Raw genomic sequence first — 15,655 nt, forward strand, 5'->3', positions numbered from 1 at the left:
CGATGCCGTGGACTGCAGCAGGCCGGTCTCCGGGCTTGTGAGCGAGCCGAATGGCTCACGACCGCACCTTCCCATGCATCACGCACAGTGGTTCTTGCGGCGTTTGACTCACTTACCGTTGCGGGGGCAGCGTCGGAATTGCTGGCGTTCACACGCACAGCGCACCGACTTCCCTGTTTCACCCCGCACACGCAATGCGTTGGGGGCACCTGCTACAAGGCGCGAAGGTTAGAGAGTTCATGATTAAGCGTCAAACGAATGCGCCATTTGGCGCAGACTGCTTAAGCCACCAGGGTTACTTGGCCTGACACTTCATCTCGGGCGAGCCATAGCCCCACACCACGGTCGCCTCACCCTGGTGCTCCCAGAATGATTCATTGCGCCCCTGATATTTGCTGCCGCTGGCTGCAGGCTGCTGATACATCAACGACACGCTGTCAGCAAACTCGGCCAGCAGGGTCCCGGGCTCGGTGGGGTAGTAGGTGACGATGACTTCCTTGGCCGGCAGGCCATCGCATTGAAAACGCACCGGACCGGTCCCTTTCAGTAACGCGTAGCGCGCCTGCAATTCGGCAATCCGCAGGCGATAGCTCTCGGCTACGCACTGCTCAAGGTCAGCGGCCTTCCAGCAATCATTGCGGCCTTTTATCCAACCTCTCTGCTCAGCCTTGAGTACAGGAGGATGCTGATTTTCGGCCTTGGCCGAAGCCTGCTGATAAACACTCGCCATTTTCTGATCAAGTTCGGCCAGAGCAGGCGTCTGACAAATCAGCTCCTCGATACTGCCAGCCGCTACCTTGATACAGCTGAACGATGGCTCAGCCGCCTGCAGGGTCGCTAACGGCAGGCTAAGCAGAGCCAAAAGGGCAAAACGCTTAGGGGTGAACATGCTGATTCCTCATCCGCTATCCGTTGGTTTTTACTAGCCGTATCCAGACTTACATCCTGCTGGAACCAAGCTGCATGTTTCGTCACTTAAGGCCAGACCAGAGCACCTACCACTGCCCCTTGAGTACCCGCCGGGTTGCTTCACGTACCGTCAGCGGGTAGTCCGTATTCATGTACCAGACTGCCGGGTGCTCGGTGACAGATAGCGCTCGCTGATCCGGCGGCAGGTTGGTACGCAGCAGCAAGATCACATCACTGCTGACCCAGGGATGACGGTACCAGTAGTGATGCCCGACGATATCAAAGCCGCGCTCGCTGCTATTACCGGAAACATCCAGCAGAGTGACATTGTTCAAGTGCCGCCTGCGGGTGAACTGGTGCAGGCTCTGCTCGGCCCGACTGCTGCCAATCCGCGCGCCACCGGGCATCAGGCGCTGCGCGTAATCCAGCGCCTCGTCCTGATCAGACACGGTGATCATCACCTGTTCAGCGACGCGACTGATTGCCGGCAGACGCCCTTCAAATACTTCCTCGGGGACATCCGCAGCGGCAAACACCACCGCGCCAATCCGATAACGCGCCTGTAACTGCGCGGTATTCAAATCCGGATGACGATTCTGGAACGTCTGCAACGCCAGAGATGCCACCCGCCCACCGGCGCTGTAGGCGATCAGGTTGATCCGCTCCGCATCGGTATGTCGCGCCAGCAGCTCGATCAACTGCGCCAACGCCTGACTGGAATCACGAGCGCGATTCACATCGATGCCGAGCAGATAGCTGGCAATGTTCTGGTGTGACGGCCAGTCGAACGCCAGACCGACAAAGTCGCGCCCGGCAAAATGCACAAGCTCGCCCGTCAGTTCACAGGCATTGGCGAAATCCACCTTTGCACCATGCACATAGATGATGATTTCCTTGTCGCGGGCCTTGTCCAGCGCCAGATTGATCGCATCGACATAGCTCTGCACCGGCGGCGCCAAAGGCACATCAACCGGCCGCTGCACCGGCAGTATCGCTGTTTGCTGAGCCGCAATCAGACTCAGTGGCAGCTCACGCGCGCGCAGCTCGCTGACCGAGGCCGAATGCAATTGCGACCAATCACTCTGCTGGTCGCCCAAACGCACCTGGGCACGCCCCAGTTGCAAGGTTGGACTGACGCGATTGCCATAGCCCACGCCCTCTGGCGCCCGGGTAGTGGCGTAGAACAGTGCCACATCGGGCACCCGTTCTGCCGGTGACAAATGGGCGAAAGGATCGATAGCAGCCTGGTGATAAATCACCGGCGTACTCATCAGCATCAGCGGCGTTGGCCCAGCACAGGCGCCCAACAACAGAGCAAGGCATACATATGACAGCGCGCGTAAATAGGTCATCGGCAGTCGCCACTACTAAGGGGTCGAAAGGTCATCACAAACAAGCAGCAAGCCTAGCCGCGATTCAATGTCTGGGCATAAAGCCCGCCGGCTTGCTGGCCAGCCACTCGACAAACGTACGTAGGCGTTCGTCGCTGAGTAGGCTGTCGCGATTGTTATAGGTTAGCGCCAGCTCCTTTTCGCTGAACAGCCGGTGGATCTGGTTGTGGCAGGCGCGGCAGACCCAGAGCGTGGCGCTGATGCGCTCGCTTTTGCCGAAGCGCTTCTGCACATAAACCTTGTTGTGCAGCGCCTTGGGGATCAAATGGTGACGCGTCAAAACGGCCGCACGGGCGCAGAGCTCGCAGGCATCAGGTTGTTCGGGCAGACGAATCGGTTCAGGCATACGGGTTCAGCGTTTACGGCACAGGCTCAAACCGTCGCCCAACGGCAACAGGGACAGGTCGATGCGTGGATCATCCCGCAGCGCCAGGTTAAGCGCCTGAATGGCTCGGGTGTCGTCGCTTTCGGGGTTCTGCTCAAGCACACGTCCGCTCCACAGGGTGTTATCGAACAGGATCAATCCGCCCTGGCGCACCAGGCGCAGCGCATGTTCCAGATAGGCGGGGTAATTGGCCTTGTCGGCGTCGATAAACAGCAGGTCGATACTGTCGGCCAAACCTTCAGCTTCTAGCTCCGCCAGGGTCTGTAGCGCCGGCGCCAAACGCTGTTCGATACACCCACTCAATCCCGCGGCGCGCCAGTAATGCTCAGCTGTGGCGTTGTATTCGCCGGGAATATCACAGCAGATCAGCCGACCACCCTCAGGCATGGCCTGGGCCATGCAGATGGCGCTGTAGCCGGTAAAGGTGCCGACCTCGACAATCCGCCGCGCTCCCGTTAGCTGCACCAGCAAGGCCATAAACTGCCCCTGCTCGGGAGCAATCTGCCAACGCGCCGTACTCAGCTGCGCGGTTTCCTCACGCAGACGTTTGAGCAGCGGTGTTTCACGCAGGGAAACATCCAGCAGGTATTGATACAGGGCGGAATCGAGATTGAGCGTTCGATTGGTCATGCCTACTCCCTCTGCCGACCAAAGCTGTCAGGGGTTGCGCGCCAGTTCCGGAGTAAATACGCGCTTGGCATTCAGATAAGTGCGTTGCCAATACGTATTGCTCAGGCTATCCAGGCGTACGGTGCCACCACTGGAGGGCGCGTGGACAAAACGGCCATCGCCGACATAGATGCCAGCATGGCTAACCTGGCTGCCGCCATTAGTGGCGAAGAACACCAGATCACCACTTTGCAGGCGGTCGCGGCCGACGGTTGGGGCGCGCATGCTGATCAGCTCGCGGGTCGAACGTGGCAGTTTGATGCCCGCCGCATCGCGGTAGACATAGCCAATCAGACCGCTGCAATCAAAGCCGCCATCAGGGGTATTGCCGCCGTAGCGATAGGGTGTCCCGACTAAACCGAGGGCACGAAAAAGCACATCTTCAGCATTGCCGTTAAAGCTGCTGATAGGTGCATGCACAACAGGTTCGGGGGTTGGCGTGGGGGCATTGCTAACGCAGGCGCTGAGCAACGCGGCAAGCACAATCAAGCTGAGACGGGTGATAGCGGTCATGGACGAGCGATCCTGAGCCGGGATGCGCCCTACTCTGCCGGCTTGCACATCGTAGTGCAAGCTTTAGCTTTGCTTGGCAGGTTGTTGAAAATTATCGAGATAGATCTGAAGTATCAGTTAATCGCAGCGACCGAACAGATTCGGTCGCCACTCACAGGGCTCATGGGTGACGTACAACCGACTCGCTTGGTGCTAGCGCCAGGGCACGTTTGGCCTCGATAAAGGTACGCGACCAGTAACGATCATCCAGACTATCGACCCGCACGCCGCCACTGCGGCTGCTGCTGGAGTGGATAAACTGGTTATCGCCCATATAGATGCCGGCATGGCTGACGCGGTTACGGCCACTGGTGCTGAAGAACAGCAGATCACCCGGTTCCAAGTCATCACGCGACACCAGCGGTGCGTCGATATTGATCATGTCGCGGGACGAGCGTGGCAGTTTCATGCCCAGCTCTTCCTTGAACAGATAACCGATAAAGCCGCTGCAATCGAAGCCGGATTTCACCGAGCTGCCACCGTAACGATAACGGGTACCCACCAGCGACAGGCCGTGAGTCAGGATGCTGTCAGCCAGTTGCGGCAGTTTGTAGGATTTGTCTTCAGTGAAGTCGCCCAGAGCCGCTTCTTTGGCTTGTTCGTCAAACTCGGCAAGTTCTGTCGAGGAGAACACCGCAGGCTGGGTTGCCAGCTCTGGCTGTGGGGCATGGTTGGCGCAGGCGGCCAGAACCACGGAGAGTGCGATAGGCACGAGGGGTGCGAGGCGTTTGAGCATGGGCACGACCGTGTCGGTGAATTTCACAAGACTGCGACTATGCCCTCTATGGCATGCATTTGCAAATTCTATGGCTCTAAATGTGACTCAGTAGTTCCGGCAACACATCTAAAGCCCGCCCTTGCAGATGCACGTCCACACGAGCGCTCAAGTCGGTACGCTGCGGGTTGATCTCCACGGTAAAGCCACCCCCCTGGCGGGCACGCAGCAGCGGTTCGACGATATACGGGAAGCTCGCGCTGGTACCGATGCTGATCACCACCTCAAAACCTTTGCGCACTTCGGTATAGAGTGTGTCGATGGCCTGCTCGGGGAGCATTTCCTCGAACAGCACCACGGGCGGACGCAGCACCCCGGCGCATTGCCGGCATTTGGGCGGCAGCGGCCGTTCAAGGTGTTCCGCCAGCTCGGTGTCGACAGCGCCACAGGACTGGCAATACAGCGGCGCCAGCTCGCCATGAATCTCGATCACCCGCTCCATCGGGCTACCAGCGGCGCGGTGGTAGCCGTCGATATTCTGGGTCAGCAGCCAGCACTCTGGCTTCTTGCGCTGCAATTCGGCGATGGCGTAATGCCCAGCATTGGCCTGAGCACCCAGGCAGGCCTTGCCCAGCTCCGCCAGATATTTCCAGCACAGCGCCGGATCACGCTGCAGCATCGAGCCGGACAACGCCGCCTCAATCGGCAAACCTTCAGCGGTGTGGCCGTTATACAGGCCGCCAAGGCCGCGATAAGTGGGCAAACCGGAATCGGCGGACAGCCCAGCACCGGTAATCAGCAGGATGCGTTCAGCCTGCTTGAGCTGCTGTGCGACCTTCTTGATTGCCCGCTCCATCGCCAGCCCCTCAGTGGTTGACCGTATGCGCCAGCATCACCGACAGCTGGCATAGCGGCCGCCCGCTCTGCTCCTGCCATTGGTTGAACGCGGCCTGCACGGCGGCCCGCTCTTTTAGGCTGGTCGGCACCTTGTCGATAATCTTCTGCGCCTTCAGCGCGGCAACCATGTCATCACTAGGGACGAAGGTGTCCTTGCCAACCATGCGCAAGAACCGCGGTGCGGACAGCCCGCCTAACTGACAGCCATGTTTGGCCAAATACTTCCATAGGCCAACGATATCGCTCACGGGCCAATCAGCAATCAGCGCACCAAAACTGCCCTTCTCCTTTTGTACATCAAGGATGAACTGGGCATTGCGCGGCACACTCTTGAGCTTGCCCAGGTGACGGATGATGCGCGCATCCTGCATCAGGTTTTCCAGGCGCTCGGCGCCCATCAGCACCACTTTCTCCGGATCGAAACCGAAGAACACCTGCTCGAATGCAGGCCACTTGGCATCGACCAAGCTGTGCTTGAGGCCCGCGCGGAACACCCGCAGGCTGAGCACTGAGAGGTAGCGATCATCACTGATCGCGCGCAACTCATTAGCAGTGCGCGGCTGCGGCAGGATCGACTCCAGCGCAGCGACCGAGCCGAAACGGTTCAGGCAGTACTCATGCAGCCATTTGTAATCACGCATCGGGCATTCCTTGAGGCGGAAAACTGCTGGATCAGAGGTTCATCACATCGAGAAAGCGCGGCGTGGCGCTGTCATCGATTTTCAGACTCTTGAAGTCGAACAGGTTGCGGTCAGCCAGCTGCGACGGTACTACGTTCTGCAGAGCGCGGAACATGATCTCGGTGCGCCCCGGCGACTTGCGCTCCCAGTCCTGCAGCATCTCCTTGACCACCTGGCGCTGCAGGTTTTCCTGAGAACCACAGAGGTTGCACGGGATGATCGGGAATTCCTTGAGCTGGCTGTAAGCCTCGATATCCGCCTCGTTGCAGTAAGCCAGCGGACGAATCACCACGTTACGACCGTCGTCGGCGCGCAGCTTGGGCGGCATGGCCTTGAGCGTGCCGCCGTAGAACATATTGAGGAAGAAGGTTTCCAGGATGTCGTCGCGGTGGTGACCTAGGGCCATCTTGGTCGCGCCGATCTCATCGGCAAAGGTATACAGCGTGCCGCGACGCAGGCGCGAGCACAGCGAACAGGTGGTCTTGCCTTCCGGGATCTTCTCCTTGACCACCGAATAGGTGTCCTTCTCGACGATGTGATACGGCACACCGATGGACTCCAGATAGGCCGGCAACACATGCTCGGGGAAACCCGGCTGCTTCTGGTCCATATTCACCGCAACGATCTCGAACTTGATCGGCGCGACCTTCTGCAGGTGCAGCAGCACGTCGAGCATGGTGTAGCTGTCCTTGCCGCCAGACAGGCAGACCATGACCTTATCGCCGTCCTCGATCATGTTGAAGTCGGCAACGGCTTCGCCGGCCTGACGACGCAGGCGCTTTTGCAGTTTGTTCTGATTGACCGAGAGGGTGCCCATGGTGCGCTGGAGTCCGGAAGTCGTTGAAGAGGCGGCATTTTACGCAGAAAGCGTGACGTGCCCTACCCCAGAGTTGCTGAAATGCTAGGCTCGACCGATGAATGACGACTTCGACCCGGGCCTCGACTTGCCCGAACAACTGCACCAGCTGCTGCGCGCGGTCCCTGAAGGCCTCGGTGAATACCAGCTGATCCAACAATTGAAAGCCCGCCAGTGTGTGCACATCCCCAATCAGCCACTGACCGACAAGCTGGTGCTATTCCGCACCCACTTTCTGCTGTTCAACGCCCTCTACCGGCTGCGTGAACGGCTGTGGACGACGCAGAGTGGTTACCTGCAGATCAGTGCGCTGAATATCCAATTGCTGCCCTATCAACCCGGAAGCGCGGAACTGAGCGAACACGACCCGCTGCGTGACTATTACCTAGATCTCAGCCAGCTCAACGACACCGACGAGCAGGATGTGGCCAAGCTGCTATTGAGTTTCTGGACGCGCATGCACGGCAGCGAAGAGAAACAGGCGGCGCTGGAGCTGTTCGAGCTCGAAGGCAGCGAACAGACGCTCAATCTCGCCATGATTAAGCACCGCTACCGACAACTGGTGAGCCTGCATCACCCTGATCGCGGCGGTAACACGGCGCGCCTGCAGTCAATCAACAAGGCCATGGAAATCCTCGAACGCTATTACGGACATGCTTGAGAGTCCGATTTGCTCTAACACCCAGCCTTTGCCAATCGTAACCACTGCCTATACTGCGACATACGGTCGCATAGGTTCGGCCCTGTACCTGATGACGCTGCACACGCGAATCAGGCGCTGCGCTGGGGGGCGACCGCTATAAAAACAGGAGGTCTGGCATGATCCATCACGTTTGGGGGCTATTCACCCATCCTGACCAGGAATGGCAGGAAATCCGTGGCGAAGAAGAAACCATCAGCCACATGTATCTCACCCACGTACTGATTCTCGCGGCAATTCCCGCAGTTTCGGCCTATATCGGCACCACCCAAGTCGGCTGGGCAATCGGCGATCGAGCGCCGGTGATGCTGACCGAAGCCAGTGCGTTGCAAATGACCGTCATGACCTACCTGGCGATGCTTGCCGGGATTGCAGTGATGGGCGCGTTTATCCACTGGATGGCACGCACCTACGATGCCAGCCCGAACCTCACGCAATGCGTGGTATTTGCGGCTTATACCGCTACACCGCTTTTTATCGGTGGCTTGGCGGCGCTCTATCCACACCTTTGGCTAGCCATGGTAGTGGGAACGGCGGCTATTTGTTACACGGTTTATCTACTCTACGTCGGCATACCGACTTTCATGGGCATACCCGAGGATGAAGGCTTCATGTTCTCCAGCTCGGTGCTCGCGGTAGGTTTGGTGGTGCTGGTGGCGATGATTGCCAGTTCGGTGATTCTCTGGGGCTTTGGGGTCGGCCCGGTCTACACCAGCTAACGCCACACTTGATGACACAAGACGAAACCACCTGCGGGTGGTTTCGTCGTTTCAGAGCTGTGATCACTGCGCTGCTTGGGCATAATCGCAGCCCCGATCCTGATCACCGCACTTATGTCCGAACACCTTCTAAGCCGCGTAGAACAGTGCTACCAGCAGGCTGAAGCCTTTTTCAAACGCCCCTTTGCCCGCGCCGAGGTGAGTTTCAAGCTGCGTGGACAAAAGGCCGGTGTGGCTCACCTGACGGAAAACAAGCTGCGCTTCAACCCGCAGCTGTACCGGGAAAACCGCGAAGACTTTCTCAAACAGACCGTGCCGCATGAAGTGGCGCACCTGATCGCGCATCAGCTGTTCGGCCTGAAGATTCAGCCCCATGGCGAGGAATGGCAGTTGATCATGCGCGGCGTGTATGAGCTGCCGCCCAATCGCTGCCACAGCTATGCGGTTCAGCGGCGCACGGTCAGCCGTTATATCTACCGATGCAGCTGCCCTCAGGGCGAGTTTCCGTTTTCAGCCCAGCGTCATTCCCTAGTCAGCAAAGGCCGGCGCTACTTCTGCCGGCGTTGCAAGGTGACCTTGAGCTATACAGGCGAGCAGCGCGTCGAATAAGCCGATGTTGGCATTAGAGGACGTAACGCAACACCGCGATAAAGTGCATCAGGCTGCCGCCCATAACAAACAAGTGCCAGATGCCATGCCAATGGCGGAAGCGGCTGTCATAGGCGAAGAAGATGATCCCCACGGTGTACAGCACCCCGCCACCGGCCAGCCAGATAAACCCTTCCATGCCCAGGGCAGCGATCAACGGTTTGACCGCAATCAACACAATCCAGCCCATCACGGCGTAGATCACAATCGACAACACGCGCGCCTCGGAGCGTGGCTTGATCTCCTGCAGCATGCCAATGATTGCCAGCGTCCAGACAATGCCGAACAACGTCCACCCCCAGGCACCTTCGAGGGTGATCAGGCAAAACGGCGTATAACTGCCGGCGATCAGCAGGTAGATCGACAGGTGATCAAGCTTGCGCATCAGCACTTTCGCATGCCCCTGTACGCTGTGATAAAGCGTGGAGATGCTGTAGAGCAGCACCAGGGTCAGGCCATAAATCGCCACGCTGATGATCGTACGCAGCTCACCGTCCAGGCTCGCCAACACCAAGAGCCACACTGCACCCGCGCAGGCCAGAAGCGCCCCAACCAGATGGGTCCAGGCGTTGAAGCGTTCCCCGTGATACATGTTTTCCGTTCCCAAGCCGCCGTATGGCGAAAATGCATCAGGCTTATGCCGGAAAACTCAGCGTTTGACGAGTGTCGGTTTGCCCGCAAAGCGTTTACCCGATTTAGGCCACCACCTTAGCTGCCTTGAGCTGGGCGATCTGCTCAGTGCTGTAGCCCAGCTCTGTCAGTACTTCTGCGGTGTGAGCGCCCAGGGTTGCGCCGATATGCCGGGGCGCGGGCAAGCCGCTGGAGAATTTGATCGGACAGGCGATCTGCGTCTGCGGCGCGTTGCCTGCACGCGGCACTTCAGTGACCAGACCGCGCGCCTTGATCTGCGGATGTTCGACCGCTTCACTGAGGTTGAGCATCGGCTCGACGCAGGCATCCAGGCCGGCGAATACCTGACTCCACTCGGCGAAACCGCGTTTCTCGAACTCGATTTCGATCTCGCGTTTAAGCGCTTGCTGATCCTCCGGCTTCTGCGACAGCCCGCGCGCAGCCAGCTCAGGGCGACCGATGGCGGCGCAGAACTGCTGCATAAACTGCGGTTCCAAGCTGCCGACCGAGAACCAGCGACCGTCGCGGGTACGGTAGTAGTCGTAGAAGCTGCCGCCATTCAGCGCCTGGTTTTCCATCGCCGGTTCCACGCCAGCGGCCAGATAGCCCGCGCCGGCCATGCCGTGCAGGCTGAAGGCGCAGTCGGTCATGCTTATATCCACCTGCTGCCCCTGCCCCGTGGCCTGGCGCTGGATCACCGCCGCCAGCAGGCCGATCACCCCGTGCAGCGAGCCGCCGGCAATATCAGCCGCCTGAATGCCCAGCGGCAGCGGCCCGGTTTCACGTCGCCCGGTGTAGCTGGCGATGCCGGCCAGGGCCAGGTAGTTGATGTCGTGCCCGGCGCGGTCCTTGTACGGGCCGCTCTGGCCGTAACCGGTAATCGACACGTAGATCAACTTCGGGTTGATTGCCTTGAGCGCTTCGTAACCGACGCCGAGTTTGTCCATCACCCCAGGACGAAACTGCTCCAGCACGATGTCGTACTCGGCCACCAACTGCTTGACCATCTCCACCGCTTCAGGCTTTTTCAGGTCCAGGGCGATGCAGCGCTTATTGCGGTTGAGGTAGGCGTGACTGGCCGATACGCCGCCGTCATGCGGCGGCAGTACACGCACCAGATCCATGCGCGAGGGCGACTCGACCCGCAGCACTTCCGCGCCCATATCGGCCAGCAGCAAAGAGGCAAACGGCCCGGGCAACAGGGTGGAGAAATCCAGCACTTTCAGTGACGACAACGGGCCTTGCATAACAGCTCCTCAGGGATCTCAATCCCGTAGCCCGGATGCAATCCGGGGAATATCAACAGACTCCCGGATTGCATCCGGGCTACTAAGCGCTCACTGCCAATGCAGCGGCTGCTTGGCATCCAGCTCACTGAGCTGATCGGCAAAGCGAGCTTCCAGTATGTTGCGGCGGATTTTCATGGTCGGGGTCATGCAGCCGTTGTCCACAGTCCAGGCCTCACGCACCAGCACAAAATGACTCACCCGCTCATGCGCTTGAAGCTGCGCATTGAGCTGTTGCAAGGTCTGCTGCAAGTCCGCGGTGACTTGCTCACGCGATTGCTCGCGGGCCGCCGGCGACAACTCGATCAGCGCCAGCGGCTGATCAAGATTGCTGCCCATCAGGCACACCTGCTCGACCCAAAGGTTCTTGGCAATCTCACCCTCAATCGGCGCCGGGGCGATGTACTTGCCCTTGCTGGTCTTGAAGATATCTTTCACACGCCCGGTGATTTTCAGGTAACCGGCCGCATCCACCTCGCCCTTGTCGCCGGTATGCAGCCAACCAGCGGTGATGGTTTCGGCGGTTTTCTCTGGGTCCTGGTAATAGCCCAGCATCAGGCTAGGGCAACGTAGGAGGATTTCGCCATTCTCAGCGATGCGCAATTCATTACCCGGCATCGGCCGGCCCACGGTGCCAAAACGCACCTGCCCCGGCCGGTTGAAACAGCCATAGGCCAGGTGCTCGGTCATGCCGTAGCCCTCGCAGATGATGATGCCGATGCTCTGATACCAGTCGAGCAAGGCGCGTGGAATCGCCGCCGCGCCGCTGACCAGAATGCGTGCACGATCCAGACCCAGGCCCTTGCGAATCTTGCGCGCCACCAGGCCACCAATCAGCGGAATACCTAGCAGCCGTGCCAGCTTGGGCTGCGGCAGTTTCTCCAGCACGCCCTGCTGAAAGCGCGTCCACAGGCGCGGCACGGAGAAGAACACAGTCGGCCGTACATGGCGCAGGTCACTGGCAAAAGTCTCCAGCGACTCGACAAAGGCCACCCGTCCACCGCTGTACAGCGCATTCATTTCCACCAAAAAACGCTCGGCGGCATGCGATAGCGGCAGGTAGGAGAAATACTGATCCTGCTCGGTAATCTGCAGTTCCTTCACCGAGCGCCCGCCGGCAATGGCAAACGCCTTGGCCGAGAGCATCACGCCCTTGGGCTGGCCGGTGGTGCCGGAGGTATAGAGAATGCTCAGCAACTGATCCGGTAACTGCGAATGACCATCGCGTAACGGCTGATGCGCTGCCAGCAAGGCATGCCAGCCGTGGTTGGCCTCGATGGTCGGATACGGCATGGCGATACGCATTACCTCGGCCGGAATACCCGGCGCGAGCTTGGCTGGCTCATCCAGCTTGCCGAGGAAGATCGCCTTGCACTGCGAATGGCGCAGCACGTAGTCGATGCTCTCGGCCGATTGCAGCGGATACAACGGCACGCTGATCAGCCCGGCGAGCATGATCGCCAGATCAGCGATGATCCACTCGGCGCAGTTCTTCGCCAGCAGCGCGACCCGATCACCCGGCGCACAGCCCAGCGCATGCAAGGCAGTGGCCATTCGCCGTGCCTGGTCGTCCACCTGAGCCCAGGTGAAGTCATGCCACTGGCCGTTTACCGGCTGGCTGAGCCAGACCGCATCAGGGCGTTTTTCAACCCAGAGCGCCAGGCGCTCCAGAGGCAGTTGATCGGTCATCGCAATCCCTCGTTCTTATTGTTGTACCGACATGAACGTTAGCGTTTGAACAGCTTCCCTCGGTAAAAAATATCCTACGGCCTAAAGGCGACGACCCCGATAAACCACCAGGATCGCCAGGTGGCGGCACGTGCTCTACAACTTCATGCCGCGGCTGATGATCTCTTTCATGATCTCCGAGGTGCCAGCGAAGATGCGCTGGATGCGCGCGTTCGCGTACATCTTGCAGATCGGGTATTCCCACATATAACCCCAGCCGCCGTGCAGTTGCACGCCTTCGTCGACCACCTTGCACAGCAACTCGGTGGTAAACAGCTTGGCCTCGGCAGCTACTTCCGGGGTGAGTTTCTTCTCGTTGTGGTCGGTTACGCAGCGGTCCACAAATACCTGCGCCACGTCGATCTGCGTGCGCATTTCGGCCAGCTTGAAACGGGTGTTCTGGAAGTGCGAAATCGGTCGATCGAAGGCCTTGCGTTCCTTCACGTAATCGATGGTGGTCTGCAACGCCGCCTCGGCCGCCGCCACTGCACCGCAGGCGTTGGTCAGGCGCTCCTGGGCGAGCATGTTCATCAGGTAGAAGAAGCCGCCCTTGGCGTCGCCCAGCAGGTTGGCCTTGGGCACCTTAACGTTATTGAAGAACAGCTCAGCGGTGTCCTGACTCTTCATGCCGAGTTTTTCCAGGTTCTTGCCGCGTTCGAAACCTTCCATACCGCGCTCAACCAAGAACAGGCCCATGGCGTGTTTGTTATTGGGGTCGGTCTTGGCAGCCACGATCACCACATCGGCCAGCAGGCCGTTGGAGATAAACACCTTGGAACCGTTGAGTACGTAATGGTCGCCCTGATCCACCGCGCTGGTGCGCATACCGGCCAGGTCGGAACCAGCACTCGGCTCAGTCATCGCCACCGCGAGGATCAACTCACCACTGATGATGCCGGGCATGAAACGCGCCTTCTGCTCGGCATTGCCGTACTCAGCGATATAGGGGCCGCACAGTGCGGAATGCAGCGGCAACATAAAGCCCGGTTCGTTAATCTTCGCCAGTTCCTCGCACATGATCTGCTCATAGCGAAAATCCTTGAGCCCGGCGCCGCCGTACTCTTCATCCGCCCAGGGCAAGAGAAAGCCCATGTCGCCGGCCTTCTTCCATACCTCGCGGCTGACGACGCCGGCGGCTTCCCACTCATCCTGATACGGGACCACTTCCTTTTTCAGAAAGGCGGCAAAAGCGTCGCGGAACATGTTGTGTTCGGTGTCGAAAATAAGGCGCTGCATGCGGGTGTGCTCCCTGAGCTGAAGTCGTGCAGCAGGTTAGGCCCCACGCCCCTGCCGCCTCAATGACCCATGCGCTCAGCCTGGATTGACTCATTCGGTCATCTCACGCGAGGCTTGCCGGCGTTTGCCAGGTATAAAAAAGCCCGCCATTAGGCGGGCTGAATGACAGCGTATTTCCCTCAGCTCAGTTCGGCCTTGGCCGCTACTGGAGCAGGCTGCTCCTTACCGCCGCTGCTCAACTCGCGCTGCAGGGTGTTTTCATCCAGTTCCTTGCACCACTTGGCCACCACCAGGGTTGCCACACCATTACCAATCAGGTTGGTCAGCGCGCGGGCTTCGGACATAAAGCGGTCGATGCCGAGGATCAGCGCCAAGCCAGCAACCGGCAAATGGCCTACCGCCGACAGCGTGGCCGCCAGCACGATAAAACCACTACCAGTCACCCCTGCCGCGCCCTTGGACGCCACCAGCAACACCAGCAACAGGGTGATCTGATGAGTCAGGTCCATCGGTGTATCCGTGGCCTGGGCGATAAACACCGCAGCCATGGTCAGGTAGATCGATGTACCGTCGAGGTTGAACGAGTAACCGGTGGGGATTACCAGGCCGACCACGGACTTCTTCGCCCCCAGTTTCTCCATCTTGGTCAGCATGCGCGGCAGCACTGATTCAGACGATGAGGTGCCGAGCACAATCATCAACTCCTCACGGATGTACTTGATGAACTTGAGGATGCTGAAGCCATGGCCACGCGCTATACCGCCCAGCACCACCAGGATGAAGAACAGGCAGGTGATGTAGAAACAAATCATCAGCTGGCCCAGCTGGACCAGCGAACCGACACCGTACTGGCCGATGGTGAACGCCATGGCACCGAACGCGCCGATAGGTGCAAGCTTCATGATCATGTTGATGATGCCGAACATCACCTGGGCGATGCGCTCAATGAACTCCAACACCGGGCGGCCATAGTCGCCCATGCGCTGCAGGGCGAACGCAAAGATCACCGAGAAGAACAGCACCTGCAGGATGTCGCCATTGGCGAACGCCCCCACCACGGTGGACGGAATTACATTGAGTAGAAAGCCGATGGTGCTCTGCTGTGCGCCGGCCGAGGCATAAGCGGCGATGCTGCTGGCATCCAGGGTGTTCGGGTCAATGTGCATACCCACACCCGGCTGCGCTAGGTTGACCACAATCAGACCAATCACCAGGGCGATGGTGGAGACGATCTCGAAATACAACAGCGCATACCCGCCGGTCTTGCCGACGGCCTTCATGTCTTGCATGCCGGCAATACCACTGACCACCGTGCAGAAGATGATTGGCGCAATCACCATCTTGATCAGTTTGACGAAACCATCACCCAGCGGCTTGAGCGCCACACCGGTTTCCGGGTAAAAGTGGCCGAGCAGAATGCCGATGGTGATGGCAGCCAGCACCTGGACATAAAGCATTCGGTAGAAGGGTTGACGGGGTGCTTCGAGCGTCGTGGCGGTCATGGCAGGGTCCTCCATGGTGTTGCGGCGCATCATCCATCGACGCTCGCAACACCCTAAATAAGCGCTAACCCCTTAACAGAGGGGACTTGTTATCGGCGCGTTCAGCGCAGCCTTAAAGCCCCTATCGCAAGCCCCGTGCCACTCCATGAAAA

The 15,655-nt window shown here is 59.2% G+C and carries 17 protein-coding genes and 1 riboswitch; of the genes, 3 read left to right on the forward strand and 14 right to left on the reverse strand.

Annotated features, from left to right (window positions below; all coding sequences use genetic code 11):
• Positions 1-2 precede the first annotated feature (2 nt).
• Positions 3-228: riboswitch (cobalamin riboswitch) on the reverse strand.
• Between the two features lie 67 nt (positions 229-295).
• The 9 genes from ALTER154_RS12185 to ttcA all read right to left on the reverse strand — a co-directional run bounded on the left by ALTER154_RS12185 (position 296) and on the right by ttcA (position 7,015).
• On the reverse strand, positions 296-889 hold the full coding sequence (locus ALTER154_RS12185) for an MliC family protein (RefSeq protein WP_160087388.1): 594 nt from the start codon (positions 887-889) through the stop codon (positions 296-298).
• 106 nt (positions 890-995) lie between these two features.
• Positions 996-2,261 (reverse strand): alpha/beta hydrolase, encoded by a 1,266-nt coding sequence (locus ALTER154_RS12190; RefSeq protein ID WP_160087390.1) that lies wholly within the window; start codon positions 2,259-2,261, stop codon positions 996-998.
• A gap of 64 nt (positions 2,262-2,325) precedes the next feature.
• Positions 2,326-2,646 (reverse strand): hypothetical protein, encoded by a 321-nt coding sequence (locus ALTER154_RS12195; protein ID WP_160087392.1) that lies wholly within the window; start codon positions 2,644-2,646, stop codon positions 2,326-2,328.
• A 6-nt stretch (positions 2,647-2,652) separates the two neighbouring features.
• Positions 2,653-3,315, reverse strand: coding sequence for an O-methyltransferase (locus tag ALTER154_RS12200; protein WP_160087394.1), 663 nt, complete (start codon positions 3,313-3,315; stop codon positions 2,653-2,655).
• A 27-nt stretch (positions 3,316-3,342) separates the two neighbouring features.
• Positions 3,343-3,867 carry a C40 family peptidase gene (locus tag ALTER154_RS12205; protein WP_160087396.1) on the reverse strand — a complete coding sequence of 175 codons (525 nt, stop codon included), beginning with the start codon at positions 3,865-3,867 and terminating at the stop codon, positions 3,343-3,345.
• A 160-nt stretch (positions 3,868-4,027) separates the two neighbouring features.
• A complete protein-coding gene (locus tag ALTER154_RS12210) occupies positions 4,028-4,642 on the reverse strand; it encodes a C40 family peptidase (protein ID WP_160087398.1) in 615 nt (204 codons plus the stop codon).
• A 76-nt stretch (positions 4,643-4,718) separates the two neighbouring features.
• Positions 4,719-5,477: an NAD-dependent deacylase gene (locus tag ALTER154_RS12215; RefSeq protein ID WP_160087400.1), complete on the reverse strand. Its 759-nt coding sequence runs from the start codon at positions 5,475-5,477 to the stop codon at positions 4,719-4,721.
• 10 nt (positions 5,478-5,487) lie between these two features.
• Positions 5,488-6,159 carry a DNA-3-methyladenine glycosylase I gene (locus ALTER154_RS12220; protein WP_160087402.1) on the reverse strand — a complete coding sequence of 224 codons (672 nt, stop codon included), beginning with the start codon at positions 6,157-6,159 and terminating at the stop codon, positions 5,488-5,490.
• 31 nt (positions 6,160-6,190) lie between these two features.
• Complete coding sequence (gene ttcA, locus ALTER154_RS12225) at positions 6,191-7,015, reverse strand: tRNA 2-thiocytidine(32) synthetase TtcA (protein ID WP_090253070.1); 825 nt, start codon at positions 7,013-7,015, stop codon at positions 6,191-6,193.
• 97 nt (positions 7,016-7,112) lie between these two features.
• Here ttcA and ALTER154_RS12230 point away from each other — a divergent pair, with 97 nt between their 5' ends.
• From ALTER154_RS12230 to ALTER154_RS12240, 3 genes are all read left to right on the forward strand, one after another.
• A complete protein-coding gene (locus ALTER154_RS12230; protein ID WP_160087404.1) occupies positions 7,113-7,715 on the forward strand; it encodes a DNA-J related domain-containing protein in 603 nt (200 codons plus the stop codon).
• A 158-nt stretch (positions 7,716-7,873) separates the two neighbouring features.
• On the forward strand, positions 7,874-8,473 hold the full coding sequence (locus ALTER154_RS12235; RefSeq protein ID WP_090253063.1) for a Yip1 family protein: 600 nt from the start codon (positions 7,874-7,876) through the stop codon (positions 8,471-8,473).
• Positions 8,474-8,587: 114 nt separating this feature from the next.
• Positions 8,588-9,082 (forward strand): SprT family zinc-dependent metalloprotease, encoded by a 495-nt coding sequence (locus ALTER154_RS12240; protein WP_160087406.1) that lies wholly within the window; start codon positions 8,588-8,590, stop codon positions 9,080-9,082.
• A 13-nt stretch (positions 9,083-9,095) separates the two neighbouring features.
• Here the strand turns inward: ALTER154_RS12240 and ALTER154_RS12245 are convergent, their stop codons facing one another.
• The 5 genes from ALTER154_RS12245 to ALTER154_RS12265 form a co-directional block, all read right to left on the reverse strand.
• Entirely contained in the window at positions 9,096-9,713 is a 618-nt protein-coding gene (locus ALTER154_RS12245; RefSeq protein ID WP_160087407.1) for a hemolysin III family protein, read from the reverse strand.
• Positions 9,714-9,816: 103 nt separating this feature from the next.
• Positions 9,817-10,998, reverse strand: coding sequence for a CaiB/BaiF CoA-transferase family protein (locus ALTER154_RS12250; RefSeq protein WP_160087408.1), 1,182 nt, complete (start codon positions 10,996-10,998; stop codon positions 9,817-9,819).
• Positions 10,999-11,088: 90 nt separating this feature from the next.
• Positions 11,089-12,726 (reverse strand): AMP-binding protein, encoded by a 1,638-nt coding sequence (locus tag ALTER154_RS12255; RefSeq protein WP_160087409.1) that lies wholly within the window; start codon positions 12,724-12,726, stop codon positions 11,089-11,091.
• A 135-nt stretch (positions 12,727-12,861) separates the two neighbouring features.
• On the reverse strand, positions 12,862-14,001 hold the full coding sequence (locus tag ALTER154_RS12260; protein ID WP_160087410.1) for an acyl-CoA dehydrogenase family protein: 1,140 nt from the start codon (positions 13,999-14,001) through the stop codon (positions 12,862-12,864).
• A gap of 179 nt (positions 14,002-14,180) precedes the next feature.
• Positions 14,181-15,503 (reverse strand): dicarboxylate/amino acid:cation symporter, encoded by a 1,323-nt coding sequence (locus ALTER154_RS12265; protein WP_160087411.1) that lies wholly within the window; start codon positions 15,501-15,503, stop codon positions 14,181-14,183.
• Between the last annotated feature and the right edge of the window lie 152 nt (positions 15,504-15,655).

Origin of the sequence: Pseudomonas sp. 9AZ (genome assembly GCF_902506525.1) — a bacterium.
GTDB lineage: Bacteria > Pseudomonadota > Gammaproteobacteria > Pseudomonadales > Pseudomonadaceae > Aquipseudomonas > Aquipseudomonas peli.